The 20224-nt window shown below is 39.5% G+C and carries 19 protein-coding genes; 9 read left to right on the top strand and 10 right to left on the bottom strand.

From position 1 onward, the window contains the following. Positions 1-249: 249 nt before the first annotated feature. The 8 genes from typA to rluF all read left to right on the top strand — a co-directional run bounded on the left by typA (position 250) and on the right by rluF (position 7384). A complete protein-coding gene (gene typA, locus ACNART_RS12515; RefSeq protein ID WP_198620077.1) occupies positions 250-2085 on the top strand; it encodes a ribosome-dependent GTPase TypA in 1836 nt (611 codons plus the stop codon). Positions 2086-2473: 388 nt separating this feature from the next. Continuing rightward, positions 2474-2782 carry a helix-turn-helix domain-containing protein gene (locus ACNART_RS12510; protein WP_198626301.1) on the top strand — a complete coding sequence of 103 codons (309 nt, stop codon included), beginning with the start codon at positions 2474-2476 and terminating at the stop codon, positions 2780-2782. Between the two features lie 119 nt (positions 2783-2901). Then, positions 2902-3312 carry a HipA N-terminal domain-containing protein gene (locus tag ACNART_RS12505; RefSeq protein ID WP_368927543.1) on the top strand — a complete coding sequence of 137 codons (411 nt, stop codon included), beginning with the start codon at positions 2902-2904 and terminating at the stop codon, positions 3310-3312. A gap of 57 nt (positions 3313-3369) precedes the next feature. Continuing rightward, positions 3370-4035 carry a type II toxin-antitoxin system HipA family toxin gene (locus tag ACNART_RS12500; RefSeq protein WP_368927544.1) on the top strand — a complete coding sequence of 222 codons (666 nt, stop codon included), beginning with the start codon at positions 3370-3372 and terminating at the stop codon, positions 4033-4035. Between the two features lie 210 nt (positions 4036-4245). Beyond that, positions 4246-4863 (top strand): glucose-1-phosphatase, encoded by a 618-nt coding sequence (yihX, locus tag ACNART_RS12495; protein WP_109373676.1) that lies wholly within the window; start codon positions 4246-4248, stop codon positions 4861-4863. 67 nt (positions 4864-4930) lie between these two features. Then, entirely contained in the window at positions 4931-5368 is a 438-nt protein-coding gene (gene dtd / locus ACNART_RS12490; protein WP_072064855.1) for a D-aminoacyl-tRNA deacylase, read from the top strand. 36 nt (positions 5369-5404) lie between these two features. Continuing rightward, complete coding sequence (gene fabY, locus ACNART_RS12485) at positions 5405-6319, top strand: fatty acid biosynthesis protein FabY (protein ID WP_100159682.1); 915 nt, start codon at positions 5405-5407, stop codon at positions 6317-6319. Between the two features lie 183 nt (positions 6320-6502). Next, positions 6503-7384 (top strand): 23S rRNA pseudouridine(2604) synthase RluF, encoded by an 882-nt coding sequence (gene rluF / locus ACNART_RS12480; protein WP_098941675.1) that lies wholly within the window; start codon positions 6503-6505, stop codon positions 7382-7384. Between the two features lie 88 nt (positions 7385-7472). Here rluF and ACNART_RS12475 read toward each other — a convergent pair whose 3' ends face one another. The 4 genes from ACNART_RS12475 to ACNART_RS12460 form a co-directional block, all read right to left on the bottom strand. Next, positions 7473-7712, bottom strand: a complete 240-nt coding sequence (locus tag ACNART_RS12475) for a hypothetical protein (protein WP_198620076.1) — start codon at positions 7710-7712, stop codon at positions 7473-7475. An 87-nt stretch (positions 7713-7799) separates the two neighbouring features. Next, a complete protein-coding gene (locus tag ACNART_RS12470; protein ID WP_198626302.1) occupies positions 7800-9476 on the bottom strand; it encodes an AsmA family protein in 1677 nt (558 codons plus the stop codon). Positions 9477-9576: 100 nt separating this feature from the next. Continuing rightward, complete coding sequence (locus ACNART_RS12465; protein ID WP_368927547.1) at positions 9577-10131, bottom strand: hypothetical protein; 555 nt, start codon at positions 10129-10131, stop codon at positions 9577-9579. 157 nt (positions 10132-10288) lie between these two features. After that, positions 10289-11680, bottom strand: a complete 1392-nt coding sequence (locus ACNART_RS12460; protein ID WP_349443205.1) for a uracil-xanthine permease family protein — start codon at positions 11678-11680, stop codon at positions 10289-10291. A gap of 241 nt (positions 11681-11921) precedes the next feature. Between ACNART_RS12460 and gltS the strand changes: the two genes are divergently transcribed. Beyond that, positions 11922-13139, top strand: coding sequence for a sodium/glutamate symporter (gene gltS, locus ACNART_RS12455; RefSeq protein ID WP_109374336.1), 1218 nt, complete (start codon positions 11922-11924; stop codon positions 13137-13139). 161 nt (positions 13140-13300) lie between these two features. Here gltS and recG read toward each other — a convergent pair whose 3' ends face one another. The 6 genes from recG to ACNART_RS12425 all read right to left on the bottom strand — a co-directional run bounded on the left by recG (position 13301) and on the right by ACNART_RS12425 (position 20150). Next, positions 13301-15388, bottom strand: coding sequence for an ATP-dependent DNA helicase RecG (gene recG, locus ACNART_RS12450; RefSeq protein ID WP_368927550.1), 2088 nt, complete (start codon positions 15386-15388; stop codon positions 13301-13303). Positions 15389-15392: 4 nt separating this feature from the next. Then, positions 15393-16115 carry a tRNA (guanosine(18)-2'-O)-methyltransferase TrmH gene (gene trmH / locus ACNART_RS12445; protein ID WP_368927553.1) on the bottom strand — a complete coding sequence of 241 codons (723 nt, stop codon included), beginning with the start codon at positions 16113-16115 and terminating at the stop codon, positions 15393-15395. Between the two features lie 2 nt (positions 16116-16117). Continuing rightward, positions 16118-18244 (bottom strand): bifunctional GTP diphosphokinase/guanosine-3',5'-bis pyrophosphate 3'-pyrophosphohydrolase, encoded by a 2127-nt coding sequence (spoT, locus tag ACNART_RS12440; RefSeq protein ID WP_196534064.1) that lies wholly within the window; start codon positions 18242-18244, stop codon positions 16118-16120. 29 nt (positions 18245-18273) lie between these two features. Further along, entirely contained in the window at positions 18274-18549 is a 276-nt protein-coding gene (gene rpoZ, locus ACNART_RS12435; protein ID WP_006534607.1) for a DNA-directed RNA polymerase subunit omega, read from the bottom strand. A gap of 54 nt (positions 18550-18603) precedes the next feature. Continuing rightward, positions 18604-19227 (bottom strand): guanylate kinase, encoded by a 624-nt coding sequence (gene gmk / locus ACNART_RS12430; protein WP_006534608.1) that lies wholly within the window; start codon positions 19225-19227, stop codon positions 18604-18606. 305 nt (positions 19228-19532) lie between these two features. Beyond that, positions 19533-20150 carry a trimeric intracellular cation channel family protein gene (locus ACNART_RS12425; protein ID WP_088494339.1) on the bottom strand — a complete coding sequence of 206 codons (618 nt, stop codon included), beginning with the start codon at positions 20148-20150 and terminating at the stop codon, positions 19533-19535. Positions 20151-20224: the final 74 nt, after the last annotated feature.

The following is a 20224-nucleotide window of genomic DNA, read 5'->3' as shown; positions in this document are numbered from 1 at the left end:
AAGGGATATATACTGTATTGATGAAGTTTAGTGTAGAATATCTCCTGTGATTTTTTAATTATTGCACAAAGTTGGTGCAAATTAAGCCTAATTAATTGCACTGTTTTGGTGCAAGCGAACGGATACTACTAAATTCTGAGGCGTGAAAAGGATCACAATTCAATTAATTGCATATTGTTAAGCAATCATTATTGTGATCTTGTTTAGTCTCTCGTCTAAAGCGTGTACAATACTGCGCTTATTTCTACAATGCCTGAGGCAAATTTTGTGATCGAAAACTTGCGTAATATCGCCATCATCGCCCACGTTGACCATGGTAAAACAACTATCGTCGATAAATTACTACAGCAATCTGGTACGTTCGGCGAACGTGAAACCGTTGCTGAGCGCGTGATGGACTCAAATGATCTCGAAAGAGAGCGCGGAATTACTATTCTTGCGAAAAATACAGCGATTAAATGGAATGACTATCGTATCAATATCGTAGATACCCCAGGACACGCCGACTTCGGTGGTGAGGTAGAACGCGTTATGTCTATGGTAGACAGTGTTCTATTGCTGGTTGACGCGATGGATGGCCCAATGCCACAAACTCGTTTTGTGACACAAAAAGCGTTTGCTAACAACTTAAAACCAATTGTTGTTATCAATAAAGTTGACCGCCCTGGTGCGCGTCCAGACTGGGTTGTTGATCAGGTATTTGACCTGTTCGTAAACTTAGGCGCAACTGACGAACAACTTGATTTCCCAATTATCTATGCATCTGCATTAAACGGTATTGCGGGAACAGATTACAATGACATGGCTGAAGATATGACTCCGTTATATGAAGCTATTGTCAAATATGTAGAGCCACCAAAAGTTGATCTGGACGGCACATTCCAGATGCAAATTTCTCAGTTGGACTACAACAACTACCTAGGTGTTATCGGTATCGGTCGTATTAAGCGTGGTAAGGTTAAACCTAACCAGCAAGTGACTATCATCGATAGTGAAGGTAAAACTCGTAACGGTAAAGTCGGTAAAGTGTTAGGTCACTTAGGCTTAGAACGTATTGAAGTTGAAGTCGCAGAAGCTGGCGATATCATCGCAATCACAGGTTTAGGCGAACTGAATATTTCTGATACGATCTGCGAAACAGGTGCTGTTGAAGCATTACCTGCATTAGCCGTTGATGAACCAACTGTTAGCATGTATTTCTGTGTTAATACTTCACCTTTCTGTGGTCGTGAAGGTAAGTTTGTGACTTCTCGTCAGATTTTAGATCGTCTGAAAAAAGAGTTAGTCCATAACGTAGCATTACGTGTAGAAGAAACTGAAGATCCAGATGCATTCCGTGTATCAGGTCGTGGTGAGCTTCACCTGTCAGTTCTGATCGAAAATATGCGTCGTGAAGGTTACGAATTAGGTGTATCTCGTCCTAAAGTTATCTTCCGTGATATTGACGGCCGTAAACAAGAGCCTTTCGAACAAGTCACTATCGATATTGAAGAACAGCACCAAGGTGATGTGATGCAAGCGATGGGTGAACGTAAAGGCGAAATGCGTGATATGCAACCAGATGGTAAAGGACGTGTACGTTTAGACTACATTATCCCTAGCCGTGGTCTGATTGGTTTCCGTACTGAATTTATGACCATGACATCAGGTACTGGTTTACTGTATGCAACATTCAGTCACTATGATGATGTTCGTCCAGGTGAAATCGGTCGCCGTAATAACGGTGTTATGATCTCTAATGGCCAAGGTAAAGCCGTTGCTTACGCACTGTATAGCTTACAAGACCGCGGTAAATTATTTGTGACTCATGGTGCAGAAGTTTACGAAGGCCAAGTGATTGGTATTCATACTCGCTCTAATGACTTAACAGTAAACTGTTTAACGGGTAAAAAGCTGACTAACATGCGTGCTTCTGGTACAGATGAGGCGACAACGCTGACTCCACACCTGAAACAAACATTAGAACAAGCATTAGAATTTATTGATGACGATGAGTTAGTTGAAGTAACTCCGCAGTCTATTCGTCTGCGTAAGCGTTATCTGTCAGAAAACGATCGTCGTCGTGCTTACCGTAGCAAAGACTAATTCGTTATTTATTCTGATAACATAATTCTTAGGGCGCGTTTAGCGCCCTGAGTTTATACTCGTCATACTTTAAGTTACAGGGTTGACTGCGTTCAACTAGTCGCCTATCTGTAACTTAAATTATTTAGAGTATGTGGTACTAGTTGTACTATCAGACGAATGCGGTGGGAAATTTGCCACCGCATAAGTTTTCTCTTAATCACGCCTTTATTTCCCCTTTGTATCCCACTCTTTTTATTTACAACTTAAGTATTGTTTATTGCCTTAAATACAACTTTAAAGTTGTTTTTGTTGCTACATACAATTTATGAGTTGTTTTTTGGTTGTCATACAACTAGAGTGTTGTATACATTGCCAATGTAATCACTAAAATGGTTTAGAGCTAATCATGAAAACTATTAATGAAATTGCTAATTTAATTACAGAGCAACGTAAAAAATTAGGTATTGAACAAAAAGATATGTATTTACGTATCGGTATGAAACAGCAGCAATACCAACGTATAGAATCAGGAAGTGATTTAAAACTATCAACCTTACTAAGAGTATTAGAAGGACTAGATTTAGAGTTATCAATCAGAACTAAAAATTCTCATGTAAACCCTATGATTGCAAGTACTGCAATAGCGAATAAAAGCGAAATTGATTTGAAAGATGATGGGGATGATCTCGACTTTTGGTTTAAAACAAAGGAATAAGGTATGAATAAGCAGATAGAGAAAGTGGAAGGTCTTAAGATTCAGCTGTATGGAATTGATGTTGCGGTTATTGCTCATTATGTAAAAATATACTGACATTTAATCCCCATTTTGTCAGGATGCCAAAAGAAACTCGACCGACTTTCACATTAAGGCAGCTATCTGATCCTGATTATTTAAATAAGCCTCAAATTCGAACACAGAAAATCTCGCCTGTACTATCTAATTTGTTACCTGAAGGTGTATTAAGGGAATACACCGCGAATGCATTAAAATGCCACGTTGATAATGAGTTTGCTATTCTTGCTTATTTAGGTGCAAATTTACCAGGAGCCATTTTAGTAACTCCTATAAAAGCAGGTGGTGTGCCTGATTGGGCACTTGAGCATCGTTTATCGACAGAACCTCTACAAATCGATATTAAACATGTTGATAAAAAATTTTCATTAGCGGGAGTACAGGTTAAATTCTCTTCATCTTTCATTAAAGGTCGATACCATATTGATGAAGATACTTTACAAGATATGTGAATTATAAAAACACCGCCTACCATTCATAAAGGTGTTCCTGTTAATGAATATACTTGTATGAAATTAGCGGAAAGTGTCGGTGCTGATATCCCTGAAATAAGGCTTATTGAATTAAATCAGTTAAAAAACTTACCTGATATTCAATTACCAAATGAGCCATATGCCTATGGCATTAAACGTTTTGACCGTAGTGGAGAAGGGCGTATTCATACAGAAGATTTTGCTCAAGTATTCGGGTTATTTCCGTCAGATAAATATCAAAAAATTAATTATGAGCAAATAGGCAAAGTTATTTATGAAACAAGCTCGGAACGTTTAAAAGATATTCAGCAAATGGCTAGAAGATTACTCATTAATATTTTATTGGGTAATGGTGATGCTCATTTAAAAAACTGGACATTAATCTATCACAATCGCATTTCACCTCAGTTATCACCTTTATATGATGTTGTATTTACAGAACCCTATATCAAAGAGGATAAACTAGCTTTGAATATGGCCGGAACAAAGCACTGGTTTGATATATCAATGGGGCATTTTGAGCGTTGGGCTGAAAAAGCCGATTTACCTTGGGTCGCTATTAAGCCTCATTTACTTGATGTTGTTATAACAGCAAGAACGCAATGGCCTTCATTATTACAACAGCTTCCAATGCTTGATGAGCATAAAGAAAAATTATCATTACATTGGGCGCAGTTGCATGATGATTTTAAAATTGTATAAACATAAACGAGGAGAGAACGTTTTATCATCACCTCATAATTCCATTCTAGATAATGATGCTTCTAGTCTCATTTTTCCGTTCTCCCTCTTCTGGTTTTCTGTTTTACAAAAAAATTAAGTGTGATTATTGTACTTTTTTGGTGTTTAAGCCTGTTCAGTAAAGCGATTTATGATTAAAGTAAAATGAGTTTTCTATTATGGAGAGGATTTATGCTTTATATCTTTGATATGGGTAATGTGATTATTGATATCGATTTTAACCGAGTATTCGCAGTATGGAGTAAGCTGAGTGGTGTTCCATTAGCAAGCATAAAAAAGGATTTCACCGCCGGTGAAGTTTTTAAATTACATGAGCGCGGTAATATTACAGATATCGAATTTGCTGAAGAAATTAACTCAGAACTTGGCATGAGCTTAAGCTTTGAGCAATTCGCTGAAGGATGGCAGGCTATTTTTATCGCAGTAAGACCTGAAGTCATTGATATAATGAACAAATTAAGAGAACAAGGACATCGGGTTGTGGTGTTATCAAATACTAATCGTTTACACCAAGATTACTGGCCAGAACACTATCCTGAAATCGCGGCTTCTGCTGATTTTCTCTACTTGTCGCAAGATCTTGGCATGAGAAAACCCGATCCTGAACTCTTTAAGTATGTTTTAGAATCTGAAGATGTTGAAGCACAAGATGCCGTTTTCTTTGATGATGTAAAAGCCAATGTTGATGCTGCTATTGCTGTGGGTATAAAGGGTGTACATGTCATTGATAAACAGACCATCATTGACTACTTCAAAGATTATGATTTTTCTCTCCCAGTAGAAGAATAATGCTATTGTAAGGATAACAATAGATTGAATTTGTTATCCTTTTTTATTGATTTATTTTGGAGAGAGCATGATCGCGTTAATTCAACGAGTGACACAGGCAAAAGTGGATATTGCAGGTGAAACTGTCGGCGCTATTAATCAAGGTTTATTGGTTTTATTAGGTGTAGAGAAAGACGACAACGAACAGAAAGCCAAAAGATTATGTGAGAAAGTATGCGGCTATCGTATATTTAGTGATGAAAACGACAAAATGAACCTAAATGTGCAACAAGCAGGTGGTAGTCTATTAGTTGTATCTCAATTCACACTTGCCGCGGAAACACAAAAAGGAATGCGTCCAGGGTTTTCGAACGGTGCACCCCCAGAATTAGCGAAAAATCTCTATCACTACTTTATTGAACAATGTCAGCAACAAGGCTTAGAAACGCAAACAGGTCAATTTGCTGCTGATATGCAAATCACACTGACGAATGACGGCCCAGTCACCTTTTGGCTGCAAGTATAACGTCAAACGTACAGTCGTGTTAAAAGGAGCTCAGATATGTACCATTTACGAACCCCAAAGACAGAGGCAGAATTTGATGCCTATTATGCTTTTCGCTGGGAAATGCTTCGTAAACCTCTACATCAACCTGAAGGCTCTGAAAAAGACGGTTATGACACTCTTGCTCATCATCAAATGGTTGTTGATGAAACAGGACAACCCGTTGCGATTGGGCGACTCTATATTAATGCCGACAATGAAGGTGCTATTCGCTTTATGGCGGTGCGTACAGATGCACAAGGTAAAGGTTTAGGCACATTAGTGGCTATGGCGCTAGAGTCGCTTGCTCGCCAAGAAGGTATAAAACGGATCGTGTGTAGTGCACGAGAAGAGTCTGTAAGCTTCTTTGAAAAGTTAGGTTATGAAAATTGTGGTTTAGTGACAGGTCCTCAAACGACACCCATTAAGCACTTTTTTATGAAAAAAAGTATTGAGTCTTTGGATGATATTCTTCATCGACCAGATTGGTGTGCAGAATTACAAAAACAATGGCATCAACATATTCCTTTAAGTGAAAAAATGGGATTACGTATTACTCAATACACAGGAACCCGTTTTTATACCACTATCCCTGAAGCAGGAAATCAAAATCCTCATCACACTATTTTTGCAGGTAGCCAATTTTCACTCGCAACATTAACAGGTTGGGGATTGATTTGGCTATTAATGCAAGAACATAAATTGCAAGGTGATATTGTGCTGGTGGATGCACATATTCGTTACCGCAAACCTGTATCAGGGCGTCCTGCTGCCGTTGCTGATATGGAAAATTTAAGTGGGGATTTAGGGCGACTAGCGAAGGGAAGCAAGGCACGTATTAAGTTGGACGTCGATATTTGTGGTGATGAAGGTGTTGGTGCTGTTTTTAGCGGCACTTATATTGTTTTACCTTCACAAAATAAGCAGTGCTAATTCAGCTATCTATCTTTAGAGTAACTTAAAGGGAAATCACTATTTTCTTTTGGGTTACCTTTTCTATTTTCTGCGTTTTTTATTAAAAAAACAGAGTATAAAAAATCTATTCTTGAATGCTGGTGTTATAGAGTTTCTATCGCTATCCAATTGATGTATATTTCGCAGTTTACGGAGGGAAGCATGGACACCAATTTATCTACTCGTCTTAATAAATATATCAGTGAAAGCGGGATCTGCTCACGTCGTGAGGCTGACCGTTATATTGAGCAAGGACTTGTCCTTATTAATGGCAAACGCGCTGGTATTGGCGATCAAGTATTTGCTGGCGATGAAGTCAAAGTCAATGGTCGATTGATTGAAGCACAGGATAACTCTGAGCTGGTTTTGATTGCGCTGAATAAGCCTGTGGGTATTGTGAGTACCACAGATGATGGCGAAAAAGATAATATTGTTGACTATGTTAACCACAGTACCCGTATTTTCCCAATTGGGCGTTTAGATAAAGATTCACAAGGATTGATTTTTCTGACCAACCACGGTGATTTAGTCAATAAAATCCTACGTGCAGGTAATGATCACGAAAAAGAGTACCTTGTGACAGTGAATAAGCCGATCACAGATGAATTTATTCATGGAATGGGTGCGGGTGTTCCTATCATGGGACAAAAAACCAAGAAATGTAAGGTCAAGAAAGAAGCGCCGATGGTGTTTCGTATTACCTTAGTTCAAGGATTAAATCGCCAAATTCGCCGTATGTGTGAATATTTTGGTTATGAAGTCACTAAGCTTGAACGCATTCGCATTATGAATGTAAGCTTATCGGGATTACCTGTTGGCGAATGGCGTGATCTGACCGATGATGAACTCATTACCTTATTTGAAGCGATTGAAAAATCGACTTCTGAAGCGCCACCAAAACCAAAGCAAAATAAGCCGAAAAAACAAATTAGTAGTAATGCGAAAGCATTGGGTATTCATATTCCTCAAACAAAAACCAAAGAAACGGAAAATAATTCCCGTAAGCGTTTTGTTCAGCCTGGTCGTAAAAAGAAAAAACGTTAATTTTATCTGTGAAAATGCGATAAAAAAAAACACCTGAAAGGGTGTTTTTTGTTTGTTCTATTTAAGACAAATTATTGCATCGATAAAATTAGTCTAAATTAAGCTCATTTAATTTATTTTGGCGACGTTCAAGTACGATCGCTGCAAGCTCTGCATCCATAACTCGCTCAATTAATACATCATAGTCTTCTTTAGAAAGGCAATAGAACAACGGAGTTTTATTGTCATCACACACAAGCAGTGTGCTGTTGTCTTCAAGTGCAGTTAAAGGAGATTGTTGAAACATATTTAAAGATATTTTTTCAGGGGAAAAATCTTCGTCAGACATGAAAACTCCACAATAAAGAAAAGGGCATTAGCGCATTGTAACGCTTTTTATAAAGGGAGCAATCCGTGCTCCTGCGAAAGATCAATATTATAGGTGATTAATTATCTCGCCATTTTGTATCACTGAGTTGAGTATTTGTTGTTCATCTTTACTTCCCGTTAATGTGCCATTAAGTGTTGATGCCACTGGGTTTGAACGTAAATCACCTTTCAATTTTAGTGTGAACTGGCCTATTTCATCAGAGTAGGTTGTTTTTAAACCTAATGTATAAGGCGTTGATAAAGGTACATTTAGACCATTAGCAATAAGTGAAAATTGGCGCTGTTGGTTAGATTGCACTAAACCTGCTGAACCTCGAACAATGCCATTACCAATAAATGCTGAATATTGCTCAACAATAGCGTTATCTTGTTGAGTGACAATTTTTAAATCAGGGCGACGTAATTCAATGCGATTTAACGTACCACTATCGGCATTTAATATGGCTGAACCTTGCCATAATCCCCATTCACCTTCTTTTGCAACCACTAAATTTCGCAGTTTTCCTGTTAAGTTGGTGAATTGGAATGGAAATTCTGGTGTGATATCAATCAAGATAGATTGATTGATAGATAACTGTTCGATAGTGATATTTTGAATATTACTCTTGTTATCTATTGGTTTAGCTAAAAAGTTGAGCCAATTTTCAGGTAGCGTATATAAAATGCCTGATAGTGTGGCGTCTTGGATAGTGATGGTTTTATTGTCTTTATTCCAATGACCAGCAAGCTTAATTAAGCCTTTTTCATAGCGTAGACTGAGGTTATCTAGATTAAGTTGATTGTTTTGCTGGTTGAGTTTTGCGATAAGATCAGTGAAGTGTTCATCTTGAAAAACAACGTCATTTGTATTGAGTTCACCAGTTGTAAATGAAAGAGCGTTATCCCAACTAAACTGAGAAAATTGCCCATCAAAACCACTGATTGCCCACTGTTTTCCTTCAGCAGTAAAATCAACAATATTGAGTGCTCTTATGCTAATACGGGGATATTCAGAGAGAGACTGAATTAATTCGTTAAAGGTTTGCGAGGATTGCCAGCGCAAGCCATTCATATAAACTTCATCAAATTTCCATTGATTATCTTGATATTGACCACTTAATGAAAGTGAACCACTGAGTAAGCGGGTGCCTAGTTTCTCTATTTGAATATTATCGGGTTGGTATTCACCGGAAATAATAAAGTTACTAAAATGATTGTTGTTTATTGAGCCTTCTGCAATCGAAAATTGGAAATGACCCGCACCAATAACATCATTTAATGTTGGTTTCCAAGGTGTAATACCACCTGTTATTTTGTCAGCATTAAACGTGATATCCACAGTATTGTTGCTCAATGCCATATTTTTAAATTGCAAAATATCAGCACTTAGTGGCATGGCTGGCGATTTACCAGTGAGCTTAATTGAACCGTTTTCTAAGGTGATTTTTTGTAGATGAGATGGTGTGGTAAAAAATTGCCAATTCAATCTAATTTGCGCTGATTTTGCCGATACTGTGGCTTTATCTTGTTTAGGATTAACGAGGAGGTCATGAACAATGACTTGTTCGGGTTGCATAAGATCATGTTCAATACCGGAGAAACGAATATCATAGTCAGTGTATTGTGTCAGCCATTCACTGGTTTTTTGCGCGCCCCACTGAGTCTGAATAAAAGCGTAAATTATAATAATAAATAAAATAACGATAAGTATCAGAGATACCAAACTTTTCATCAGCCAGCGCATAACCTTTCTCCTGTTTTATACTCCATCAAAACAGTATACAGTTATGCCTGAAAACTGAGCGATGCTCAAGTCATCATCGGATAAATCAAAGAGATTTTGCCTACTCATTAGTTATCTCGGATATCCTCGTGATCAAGCTTTGTGTATGTGGTGACGGCTTAGGTAATTTTTCTAAACACTTATTCACTTCTTTAAGTATTTCTATAACGGATTGAGAGTACTGGGTTTCTTCGACGGTTAATTTTCTTTGATGTAACTTATTACCGTAATTAATAAGTTGAGATATTAACTCATTAGGCTCGATATTTCCGGAGCGATAAACATCGTAGAGATTAGGTGTAGTACTGGATTGATTTTGTAAGTAATTAAATGAATATTGAAGGGCATCTGCTTTGTCTTTATTGGCAGGATTATTCAGGCATGGATTTATTAAAAACGTGTGTAAATCTATGTTGATATGCTTTAAGTTAAATTCAGCAACAGACTTATTTCCTAAATAAGCAAATTTATGGTCACTATTAAACAATGAAAGAATGGAATCTTTGAGATAAGTAAAAAATTGCCCAATAGTTTGTATATGAAAATCTTTAGTAGATGGGTGATTTTTTAAGTATTCAAGTGCAGTGTTTGTCATTGGGGTAAGAGGTATTGGCATCTTATTTTCCTTTGAATTTTAGTAAGAAGATGAATATTAATTACTGTAATTAAAAGGAAAAGGCTTTTATAAAAATGCCATTAGCCTAAAAGTAATAAATAAAGCGCTATTTTTTATTATGAAGATAGCGCTTTATTATTATGTTGCTAATTAATGATTATTTTTCTGGTGGAAAAATAAGATTTAAAATAATGGCAGTTAAACCACCAGCAGCAATACCTGAGGACAGCAATGTTTTTAGCCAATCAGGTGCAAACTGCAAGATTTGAGGCTGCTGTGAAACGCCCAATCCTACTGCAAGTGAAATCGCAAGGATCATGATGGCTCGGCGGTTTAGTGCTTCTTTGGAAACAATACGTACACCAGATGCAGCTATCGTACCGAACATAACTAATGTGGCTCCACCTAATACGGGTTCAGGAATTCTTTGCACAAATTCTGCAACGAATGGAAATAAGCCTAAGATAACGAGCATTGCGGCAACAACATAACCTACATAGCGACTTGCAACGCCTGTTAATTGAATAACGCCATTATTTTGACCAAAACAAGAATTTGGGAAGGTATTGAAAAATGCCGAAACCATAGAGTTAATTCCATTAGCCAATACGCCCCCTTTAATACGTTTCATATACAAAGGACCACTAACGGGTTGCTCTGAAACATCTGAAGTTGCTGTAATATCCCCAATGGTTTCTAGTGATGTGATCATAAACACCAGCATTAAAGGAATAAGCAAATGCCAATCAAATGACAACCCATAATAAAAGGGTTCAGGAATAGTCATGAAAGGTGTTTCTTGATGTTCTGCTGGTGTGGGCAACATATCTAAAGCCCAAGCAAGAACATAACCCACAGCCATTGCAATGACCAAAGAAGCAACGCGTAAATAAGGATTTTTTTGTCGATTAAGTAAAATAATAACAATAAGTACAGAGCCTGCTAATAACAGGTTTTGTGGTGAACCGAAGGTATTATTTTCAATGGCTGCATAACCACCACCAATAGAGGTTAATCCAACTTGAATTAAAGAGAGACCGATTATCATCACTACGACACCTGAAACTAACGGTGTAATGATGCGTCTTGCTAAATGAAGGACGCGAGAAAGGACGATTTCGGTTAATGAGGCAACCATTAATGTACCAAAAAGTGCCGCCATCATTGTTGGAATATCCGCCCCTCCATTTTTTAGCGCTAATCCGCCCATAATCAAAGGTGCGACAAAATTAAAGCTAGTACCTTGAATTGATAACAATCCTGAACCTATCGGTCCCCATGCCCGAATTTGAATAAGAGAGGCAATGCCTGATGCAAATAAAGACATGCTGATAATGCGTTGAGTATCATGTGCAGGTAATCCTAATGCTTGGCAAATGAGGATCGCAGGTGTGATAACCGCAACAAACATGGCTAAGAGATGTTGGCAAGCAGCAAAAAGTGTTTGTGGTAATGGCGGTTTCTCTTCTAAAGCAAAAAGAAGTTCGCTATTTTTTTTAACTGAAACGTCACTATTTTTAGGCAAATTTTGATTTTCTGAAGTAACCATGGTGTGAATTTCTTATTCGACAAAAACGGTATTTTAATGATCTGCGCCACAAAAGCAATCGTTTGCGTAAAAATGATGTTATCAAAATGCATAAGAGGTGCTCACATTTTTATATGTTTTAACTTGTGTTTGTCTCCGTTTTTTTTTCTAATCGGGGATACCTGCTTTTGGCGTTGTTTATGGATGAACTTAGCGTCGTAGTATTTTTATATAAAATTAACAAATAAGACGGGGTACATAAATGTATCATCTTGATGTTTATGGCACGCTGGTTGCGGCCACTTTGGTTCTCTTGATCGGACGTAAGTTAGTGAAATCTGTTCCTTTTTTAGAACGGTATACGATCCCAGAACCCGTTGCAGGTGGGCTACTTGTTGCTGTTCTTCTATTAGCATTCAAATCTTTTATGGACTGGGAAGTGAGTTTTGACCTCTCATTAAAAGATCCATTAATGCTGGCATTCTTTGCAACAATTGGTTTAAACGCAAACCTCGCAAGCTTAAAAGCGGGAGGAAAAGCGCTTTTTATTTTCATCTTTGTTGTTGTTGGACTGTTGTTAGTACAAAACACAGTCGGTATTGCATTAGCAGAAATGTTAGGTCTTGATCCATTAATGGGATTACTTGCTGGCTCGATTACATTATCGGGTGGTCATGGTACAGGGGCTGCTTGGGGTAAAACCTTTGTTGAAAATTATGGTTTTATGAGCGCGTCTGAAGTGGCGATGGCTTGTGCTACTTTTGGTTTAGTGTTAGGTGGATTGATTGGTGGCCCAGTTGCACGCTACTTAATCAAAAATATCCCAACGCCAGGATTAGGTGCTGACGACCATGAAATGCCAACAGCGTTTGAGAAGCCGACAACAGGCCGAATGATCACTTCAATGGTTTTATTAGAAACTATTGCGATGATCTCTATCTGTTTAATGGCAGGTACGTTCCTTTCTCAACTGTTAGAAGGTACAGCATTCTCATTACCGACCTTTGTGTGCGTTCTGTTTATTGGTGTTATTTTAAGCAATAGCCTTTCAATGCTTGGGTTCTACCGTGTTTTTGATAGAGCGGTATCAGTCTTAGGTAACGTGAGTTTATCGTTATTCTTAGCGATGGCATTAATGAGCTTGAAATTATGGGAGCTTGCGTCACTGGCGATACCAATGCTGGTTATCCTTGGTGTTCAAGCAGGTGTAATGGCACTGTATGCCATTTTTGTAACTTTCCGTGTCATGGGAAAAAACTACGATGCCGCGATTTTAGCAGCAGGTCACTGTGGCTTTGGTTTAGGTGCTACACCAACGGCGATTGCAAATATGCAAGCTGTAACAGACCGTTTTGGACCGTCTCATCTTGCGTTCTTGGTCGTACCTATGGTCGGTGCATTCTTTATTGATATTGTGAATGCAATAGTGATTAAACTGTATCTGATGCTACCGTTTTTTACGCCTATAGTTGCAGGGTAGTTTGGTTGCTATAAATTAAAAGAGTTTCAAAAACGTTAAAGAGCACCTCAATGTTGAATATCGACATTGAGGTGTTTTTCTATGTGTATTTAACTTACGAATATTTCAAGATCGACCCAAAGCGAGATGAAACGCACGCTAAGCCATGCAAAAAAGTAACCTTAAGCTTGGCTATATTGTGTCTTGGCAGGCAGCCAGCGTTCGATTAAGGCTTGAGAATGCTTAGGGTAGTGTTGATGCAGGTAACGAGCGATACGTTGAACTTCAGGAACAAGTCCTTGGTCGCGTAACAAGTCAGCGACTTTAAATTGTGCATTACCCGTTTGCTTAGTGCCTAAAAGCTCACCAGGACCACGAATTTCGAGATCTTTTTGTGCAATCACAAAACCATCATTGCTATCTCTTAATACCTGCAATCGCAAACGTGCTGTTTGAGTGAGTGGTGTTTTATATAACAAGACACAATGAGAGGCGATAGCGCCTCGGCCTACACGTCCACGTAATTGGTGTAACTGTGCGAGTCCCAGTCGTTCTGGGTTATCAATGATCATTAAACTTGCATTAGGTACGTCAACACCGACTTCAATCACTGTTGTCGCGACTAAAAGTTGAAGCTCATTTTCTTTAAATGCGGCCATTACAGCTTGTTTCTCTGCGGGTTTCATTCGCCCGTGTACCAATCCCACTTTGATTTCAGGGAGTGCGATTGTAAGCTCATCATAGATAACTTGGGCTGCTTGCGCTTCAAGAACATCAGAATCTTCAATTAAGGTACATACCCAATAGGCTTGTCGCTTTTCTTCTGTGCAAGACAGCCTGATGCGTTCAATAATGTCATTACGGCGAGTATCAGGGATAGCGACAGTAGTAACAGGTGTGCGCCCTGGCGGTAATTCGTCGATGATAGACGTGTCCATATCAGCGTAGGCTGTCATCGCTAATGTTCGAGGGATCGGCGTTGCTGTCATCACTAATTGATGGGGATGAAAGCCTTGCTCTTCGCCTTTTTTCCACAACGCGAGACGTTGATGTACGCCAAAGCGGTGTTGCTCATCAATAATCACTAAGGCTAGAGCGTGAAACTTAACTTGTTCTTGGAATATAGCATGCGTTCCAATAATGATGGAAACGTCACCATTAGCAATGGCATTTTGCTGTGTTTCACGCGCTTTTCCTTTCTGTTTTCCTGCTAACCAACCCACTTGAATACCAAAAGGCTCAAACCATTTTTTAAAGGTTAATGCGTGTTGCTCTGCCAACAATTCTGTTGGTGCCATTAAAGCCACTTGTTTGCCATTAGCAACAGCACGCAATGCACTTAGTGCTGCAACTAAAGTCTTACCTGAACCTACATCCCCTTGGATCAACCGCATCATCGGATAGTCTTTTTCTAAATCTGTTTCTATTTCATGGACGACACGTTGTTGTGCATTCGTAGGGGTAAAGGGGAGTGACGATAGAAATTGTTGGCGTAACGTAGAGGTACTTGGCATAAACAATGGCTCTGCACGATAAGATTGTGCGCCAGCTCTTGCATTGAGCATACCTAGATTGTGGGCGAGTAATTCTTCAATAATTAGCCTTTTTTGCGCAGGGTGCTGTCCTTTCTCAAGCTCCGCAAAAGCGATATCAGGTGGAGGATTATGCAGAGTGCGTAATGCCGTGGCTAACGGAGGTAAACCATGAATAAATTGTTCGGGCAATAATTCGTTAATAGCACAGGTATCGAGTAATTCTAAGGCTTGCTCTATTAATTTGCGTAGTGATGTTTGGCGTAAGCCTTCTGTTGTTGAATAGATGGGCGTGAGCGTTTCTTGCAGTTTAACTTCCGAACCTGCAACTTTGATTTTGTATTCAGGGTGAATAATTTCTGGTCCACGGCTTCCCCGTTTAACTTCGCCATAAGCAGTGACTTGTTTACCTTGAGCAAGGTTATTTTTCATTGCGGCAGTAAAGTTAAAAAAGCGAAGGGTTAAAATGCCAGAGCCATCAGAAATTTGGCAGGTCATCATTTTTCGTCGACCAAAAGTGACTTCGGTTCTTAGTATTTCACCTGAAACAGTGGCCGGAATGCCGGGAAGCAGATCGCTGATAGCATAGAGGTGTGTTTGATCTTCATAACGCAAAGGAAGGTGGAGTAACAAATCCTCAATAGTCACAAGCCCTATTTTTGCCAGCTTGTCTGCCTGACTTGCACCTACGCCGTGAAGAGTGGTTAAGGGGATTGCATCAAGCAGTTTTCCTTTCATGGGATCAATACTCCGTCTTTTTTAATTTCCTAAGTTGTTTTTGCGTCATTTGCATTTCTGCCCACCATGACTCAGGTGCTTCAATCTCACCGTTACCATTAATATAAGGGCGAGGCAGTCCTTTTCGACGAGAAACTTCTGCCAATACTGGGTATCCGCCTTCAAAGAGAAGAATTTGTTGTTCTTCTTCCGTTAAGGTGCTTTCTGTTCGATTATACATACCCGCAGCCTGACGTTGGCGTTGTGCTTCATATAAAATTAGTGCACTGGCGACAGAAACATTTAGGGATTGTACCATTCCCATCATCGGCACAATAATATCTTGATCTGCAAGCGCGATAGCATCTTGTGAGATACCCGTTTTTTCTTGCCCCATAATAATACAAGTCGGGCGTGTGTAATCAATCTCACGGAAATCAACCGCTTTATCTGAGAGATGAGTCGCAAGAACTTGCATACCTTGGGTGCGAAAGGCGCTAACTGCATCTGTAATCGTAAGATGAGTTTCTACATTGACCCAACTGTTACTCCCAGCCGCAGGTGAAACTAACATCCGCATTTTTTCTTCAGGCCAAATAGCATGAATTTTAGGAATACCCACAGCATCAGCTGTTCTTATAACAGCAGCAACATTATGGGATTTATGCACTTCTTCAAGGCAAACGGTAAGATCAGGCTGCCGCATCGCCATCATTTGGCAGATGCGGGCATATCGAATTGAATTCATGACTAGTTTTTATTACGGCTAACGCGCAGAACGTCTGGCATGATGCGAAGTTTACGCATGATATTGGCTAATTGAATTCTGTCTTTCGCGGTTAAGCGAATAAAAGCACAATACACGCGACCATCTTTCTCTTCGGTATTCATACTTTGAATACTCGAGTTTGCATCATTAATAGCTGCGGTTAAGTTTGCTAAAGCGCCTTGGTGGTTAATCATATCAACTTTAATTTCAGTGATGAAATCACTGTTGATCTCTTTATCCCACTCGACAGGCATGAATTTTTCAGGCTCTTTTTGGTAACCACGAATATTACGACAAGATTCATGGTGAATAACCAAACCTTTACCTGGGCTAATATGTGCAATGATAGGATCACCCGGAATAGGGCGACAACATTTAGCGAAGGAGATCAATACACCATCAGCACCTTTAATTGGGAGTTTAGGTGTTTCATCATTAGATGTTTCTGTTGGTGCGTTCTCATCTTGATTTTGACTATCAATCAATAAATTACGCGCAACAACAACGCTCATAGTATTACCTAAACCAATTTCAGCCATTAAGTCGTCGATTGAATGAAGCTTCATACGCTTCAACTCGCGCTCAATATTTTCAGCTGAAATATCAGCAAGCTTGTGCTCACCTAATGCGTGATTGAGTAAACGACGACCTAAATTAATAGAGTCTTCACGTTTTAGGTTTTTTAGAAGTTGTCGGATTTTAGAGCGAGCTCTTGAACTGACGACAAAGTTTAGCCAAGCTGCATTCGGTCTTGCACCCGGAGCAGTAATAATTTCAACCGTTTGTCCAGTACGTAGCGATTGTGAAAGTGGATAAGGTTGTCTATCAACCCTAGCACCCACACAGGCATGACCGATATCTGTGTGTACGGCATAAGCAAAATCGACAGGGGTTGCACTTGTTGGTAATTCAACAATGCGACCTTCTGGCGTGAAAACGTAGATTTCATCAGGAAAGAGATCTGATTTTACGTTCTCAATAAATTCAAATGAGCTACCTGCGCTTTGTTGCAATTCAAGTAAACTTTGCATCCAGCGTTGGGCTCTAACTTGTGCAGTTGTACCCGGTTGTTCACCTTGCTCTTTATAAGCCCAATGTGCTGCAACCCCCATTTCTGCCATTTGATCCATATCTTCAGTACGAATTTGTACTTCAACTGGCACTCCATGAGGGCCAATTAGTGAGGTATGAAGAGATTGATAGCCGTTGGCTTTTGGGATTGCAATATAGTCTTTAACTCGACCGGGACGAGGCTTATAAAGACTGTGCATTTGACCTAAAACGCGATAACAGGTATCGACTTCTTTCACGATAACGCGAAAGGCGTAAATATCCATGATCGAGTGAAAACGTTGCTCTTTTAACAACATTTTCCGATAGATAGAGTAAAGGTGTTTTTCGCGACCGTTAACTTTGCATTCGATATGCGCTTCTGTCAGGCGACCTTCAATTTCAGAGAGGATTTTATTAATCATCTCTTTACGGTTGCCTCGAGCTGCTTTAACGACTTCTTTGATTACACGGTAGCGATTAGGATGTAGCGCCTCGAAACCCAGCTCTTCAAGCTCTGTTTTGATATGGTGTATACCTAAACGGTGTGCAAGAGGACTGTAAATTTCGAGTGTTTCTCGAGCAATACGGCGACGTTTATCTGGGCGTAATGATCCCAGTGTGCGCATATTGTGAGTTCGGTCTGCCAGCTTGATCAAAATGACGCGGATATCTTTTACCATCGCCATAATCATCTTACGGAAGTTTTCAGCCTGAGCCTCTTTTTTATCTCTAAACTTCAATTTATCAAGTTTAGAGACTCCTTCAACAAGATCGGCGACCGTACTACCAAAGAGGCTTTCGATATCTTGGAAGGTTGCAGGTGTATCTTCGATAACATCATGCAACAGCGCCGCCATCAGCGTTTGGTGGTCTAATCGCATATCTGCAAGAATACACGCAACCGCAACAGGGTGAGTAATATAAGGCTCACCACTTGAACGAGTTTGCCCCTCGTGGGCATTTCGGGCGACGATAAAGGCTTTTTTAAGTTGTTCGACTTGCTCCGATGGCAAGTATTTTTGAACGATTTGATTCAGGCTTTCAAACAGGTACAAGGCAGACCTACCCCTATTTTATAAAACGATTAACGACGACCTTCCGCAATCGCTGAAACAGCTTGTAATTCTGCTGCTTCTTGCTCTTGCTGCTCTTGACGTTCACGAGCATCAAGAATTTTACCGTTAATCAGGCCTTCTTCGATTTCACGTAGCGCGACAACAGTCATTTTATCATTTTCTTCTGGAACTAAAGGATCTTTAGCGCCAACTTGTAACTGACGCGCACGACGTGCTGCGACCAGAACGAGGTCAAAACGGTTACCAATTTTCTCTACAGCGTCTTGAACGGTTACGCGTGCCATATTTGTGTTACTCCACCATTAACGAAATGACTGGGCATAATACTGAAAGTTAACTCAGTCTGCCAATAATTTGCTGATTAAATCACCATGTCGTAGCGTTTGACGATCAAGGCGTAATTTTTCTGAACGAATAATTGATTGTAAATCAGCAAGCGCGGTATTGAAATCATCATTAATCAGCAAATAATCATACTCATTAAAATGTTCCATTTCCGATACAGCTTGTGACATACGTTTTGTAATCACTTCTTCGCTATCTTGCCCACGTCCACGAAGTCGGCGGTAAAGCTCTTCTTTTGACGGTGGCAGAATAAAAATACTGCGAGCTTCAGGCATCGCTTTACGCACTTGCTGTGCGCCTTGCCAGTCAATATCTAAAAAGACATCGACACCACTGGCTAAGATTTCTTTGATAACTTTGCCGGAAGTTCCGTAATAATTACCAAAAACACAAGCATGTTCGAGGAAATCCCCGCTGTCTATCATGCTTTTAAATTCTTCTTCAGTAACAAAGAAGTAATGTTCACCATGGCTCTCTCCCGGTCGCATTGGGCGGGTTGTATGAGAGACAGAAACCTGCGTGTCATATAAAGGCTGTGTTTTTAACAGCGCTTGAATAAGACTTGATTTACCCGCACCGCTTGGAGCGGAAACAATATAAAGTGTTCCTTGGATCATGATGACTTTCTGAATTTGACTGGAGAATTAAGTATAAATATATGTTTAGGGAGCAAATCCCCCATATAGTATACACATACAATGAATGACATACAGTGCCCATGTTTAATACAGAGCCATTTTTTTCTTATTACATTCTATTTTCTTAATATAGAAACAAGAGAAAAATTAAACTATGTCAATATTAACATACAATTAAAGGCTCAGTGATAGGAATTACCTTTTATCACAATAGCGAAAAGAGATTATATTTTGAGATACCCCACAGAATCAAAAAGAACCGCTGTCGTTAAAACAGCGATTCGTTAATCTTGATTCTCGTAATTAAAGACAGGTAAGCCCAATTTATAACGAATAGCGAGAAGTCGAGCTGTTAACCCAGCAATTAGGGTAATGATGATAATGACGTCTCTTGGTAACGGTGTATAAAACAGTAATCCCATATAAAGCCACGCAGCACCAAAAGCGATACCGGCATAAATCTCTTTTTGGAAAACCAGAGGAATGGTATTACAAAGCATATCTCTTAATACACCACCAAAAGCACCCGTAATCACCGCAGCAATAGCAGCAATAATTGGGCCATAGTCCATATCGAGTGCGATTTGTGCGCCGATAATAGAGAAAACCATTAGGCCAATGGCATCTAAGATAAGAAAGAGTCGCTGTAAGTGTTTCATCATAGGTGCAACCCACATGGTGATAACAGCAGCACATGCAACAGTGACGATATATTCGGGGTGTTTTACCCAACCCAGCGGGTAATGGCCGAGTAGAATGTCTCTGACAGATCCACCACCAATGGCTGTTGCAGAGGCGATAATAATTACGCCAAAAACATCCATTTTACGACGACCAGCAGCGAGTGCACCCGTCATGGCTTCTGCTGTAATACCAATAATATAGAGAACACTAAGTAACATGATTTTCTAATTTTCTGACTATTTAGTGAGGATAGAATAATTACCTTGCGAAAAAGTCTCGACTGAATTTTTTT

Source organism: Proteus sp. LHD240705, from assembly GCF_047921555.1.
In the GTDB taxonomy this organism is placed as follows: Bacteria; Pseudomonadota; Gammaproteobacteria; order Enterobacterales; family Enterobacteriaceae; genus Proteus.
Note: the sequence above shows the minus strand (reverse complement) of the source record. Positions and strands in the feature narration are given on the sequence as shown.

What these genes read in the sequence shown, in the direction of transcription:
- ACNART_RS12505 (WP_368927543.1), top strand. Translation starts at nt 2,902, where the DNA reads ATGCCAAAAGAAACTCGACCGACTTTCACATTAAGGCAGCTATCTGAT.
- typA (WP_198620077.1), top strand. Translation starts at nt 250, where the DNA reads ATGCCTGAGGCAAATTTTGTGATCGAAAACTTGCGTAATATCGCCATC.
- dtd (WP_072064855.1), top strand. Translation starts at nt 4,931, where the DNA reads ATGATCGCGTTAATTCAACGAGTGACACAGGCAAAAGTGGATATTGCA.
- ACNART_RS12475 (WP_198620076.1), bottom strand. Translation starts at nt 7,712, where the DNA reads ATGTCTGACGAAGATTTTTCCCCTGAAAAAATATCTTTAAATATGTTT.
- ACNART_RS12500 (WP_368927544.1), top strand. Translation starts at nt 3,370, where the DNA reads ATGAAATTAGCGGAAAGTGTCGGTGCTGATATCCCTGAAATAAGGCTT.
- gltS (WP_109374336.1), top strand. Translation starts at nt 11,922, where the DNA reads ATGTATCATCTTGATGTTTATGGCACGCTGGTTGCGGCCACTTTGGTT.
- trmH (WP_368927553.1), bottom strand. Translation starts at nt 16,115, where the DNA reads ATGAATTCAATTCGATATGCCCGCATCTGCCAAATGATGGCGATGCGG.
- recG (WP_368927550.1), bottom strand. Translation starts at nt 15,388, where the DNA reads ATGAAAGGAAAACTGCTTGATGCAATCCCCTTAACCACTCTTCACGGC.
- rluF (WP_098941675.1), top strand. Translation starts at nt 6,503, where the DNA reads ATGGACACCAATTTATCTACTCGTCTTAATAAATATATCAGTGAAAGC.
- ACNART_RS12460 (WP_349443205.1), bottom strand. Translation starts at nt 11,680, where the DNA reads ATGGTTACTTCAGAAAATCAAAATTTGCCTAAAAATAGTGACGTTTCA.
- ACNART_RS12470 (WP_198626302.1), bottom strand. Translation starts at nt 9,476, where the DNA reads ATGCGCTGGCTGATGAAAAGTTTGGTATCTCTGATACTTATCGTTATT.
- gmk (WP_006534608.1), bottom strand. Translation starts at nt 19,227, where the DNA reads ATGATCCAAGGAACACTTTATATTGTTTCCGCTCCAAGCGGTGCGGGT.
- fabY (WP_100159682.1), top strand. Translation starts at nt 5,405, where the DNA reads ATGTACCATTTACGAACCCCAAAGACAGAGGCAGAATTTGATGCCTAT.
- ACNART_RS12425 (WP_088494339.1), bottom strand. Translation starts at nt 20,150, where the DNA reads ATGTTACTTAGTGTTCTCTATATTATTGGTATTACAGCAGAAGCCATG.
- rpoZ (WP_006534607.1), bottom strand. Translation starts at nt 18,549, where the DNA reads ATGGCACGCGTAACCGTTCAAGACGCTGTAGAGAAAATTGGTAACCGT.
- ACNART_RS12510 (WP_198626301.1), top strand. Translation starts at nt 2,474, where the DNA reads ATGAAAACTATTAATGAAATTGCTAATTTAATTACAGAGCAACGTAAA.
- ACNART_RS12465 (WP_368927547.1), bottom strand. Translation starts at nt 10,131, where the DNA reads ATGCCAATACCTCTTACCCCAATGACAAACACTGCACTTGAATACTTA.
- yihX (WP_109373676.1), top strand. Translation starts at nt 4,246, where the DNA reads ATGCTTTATATCTTTGATATGGGTAATGTGATTATTGATATCGATTTT.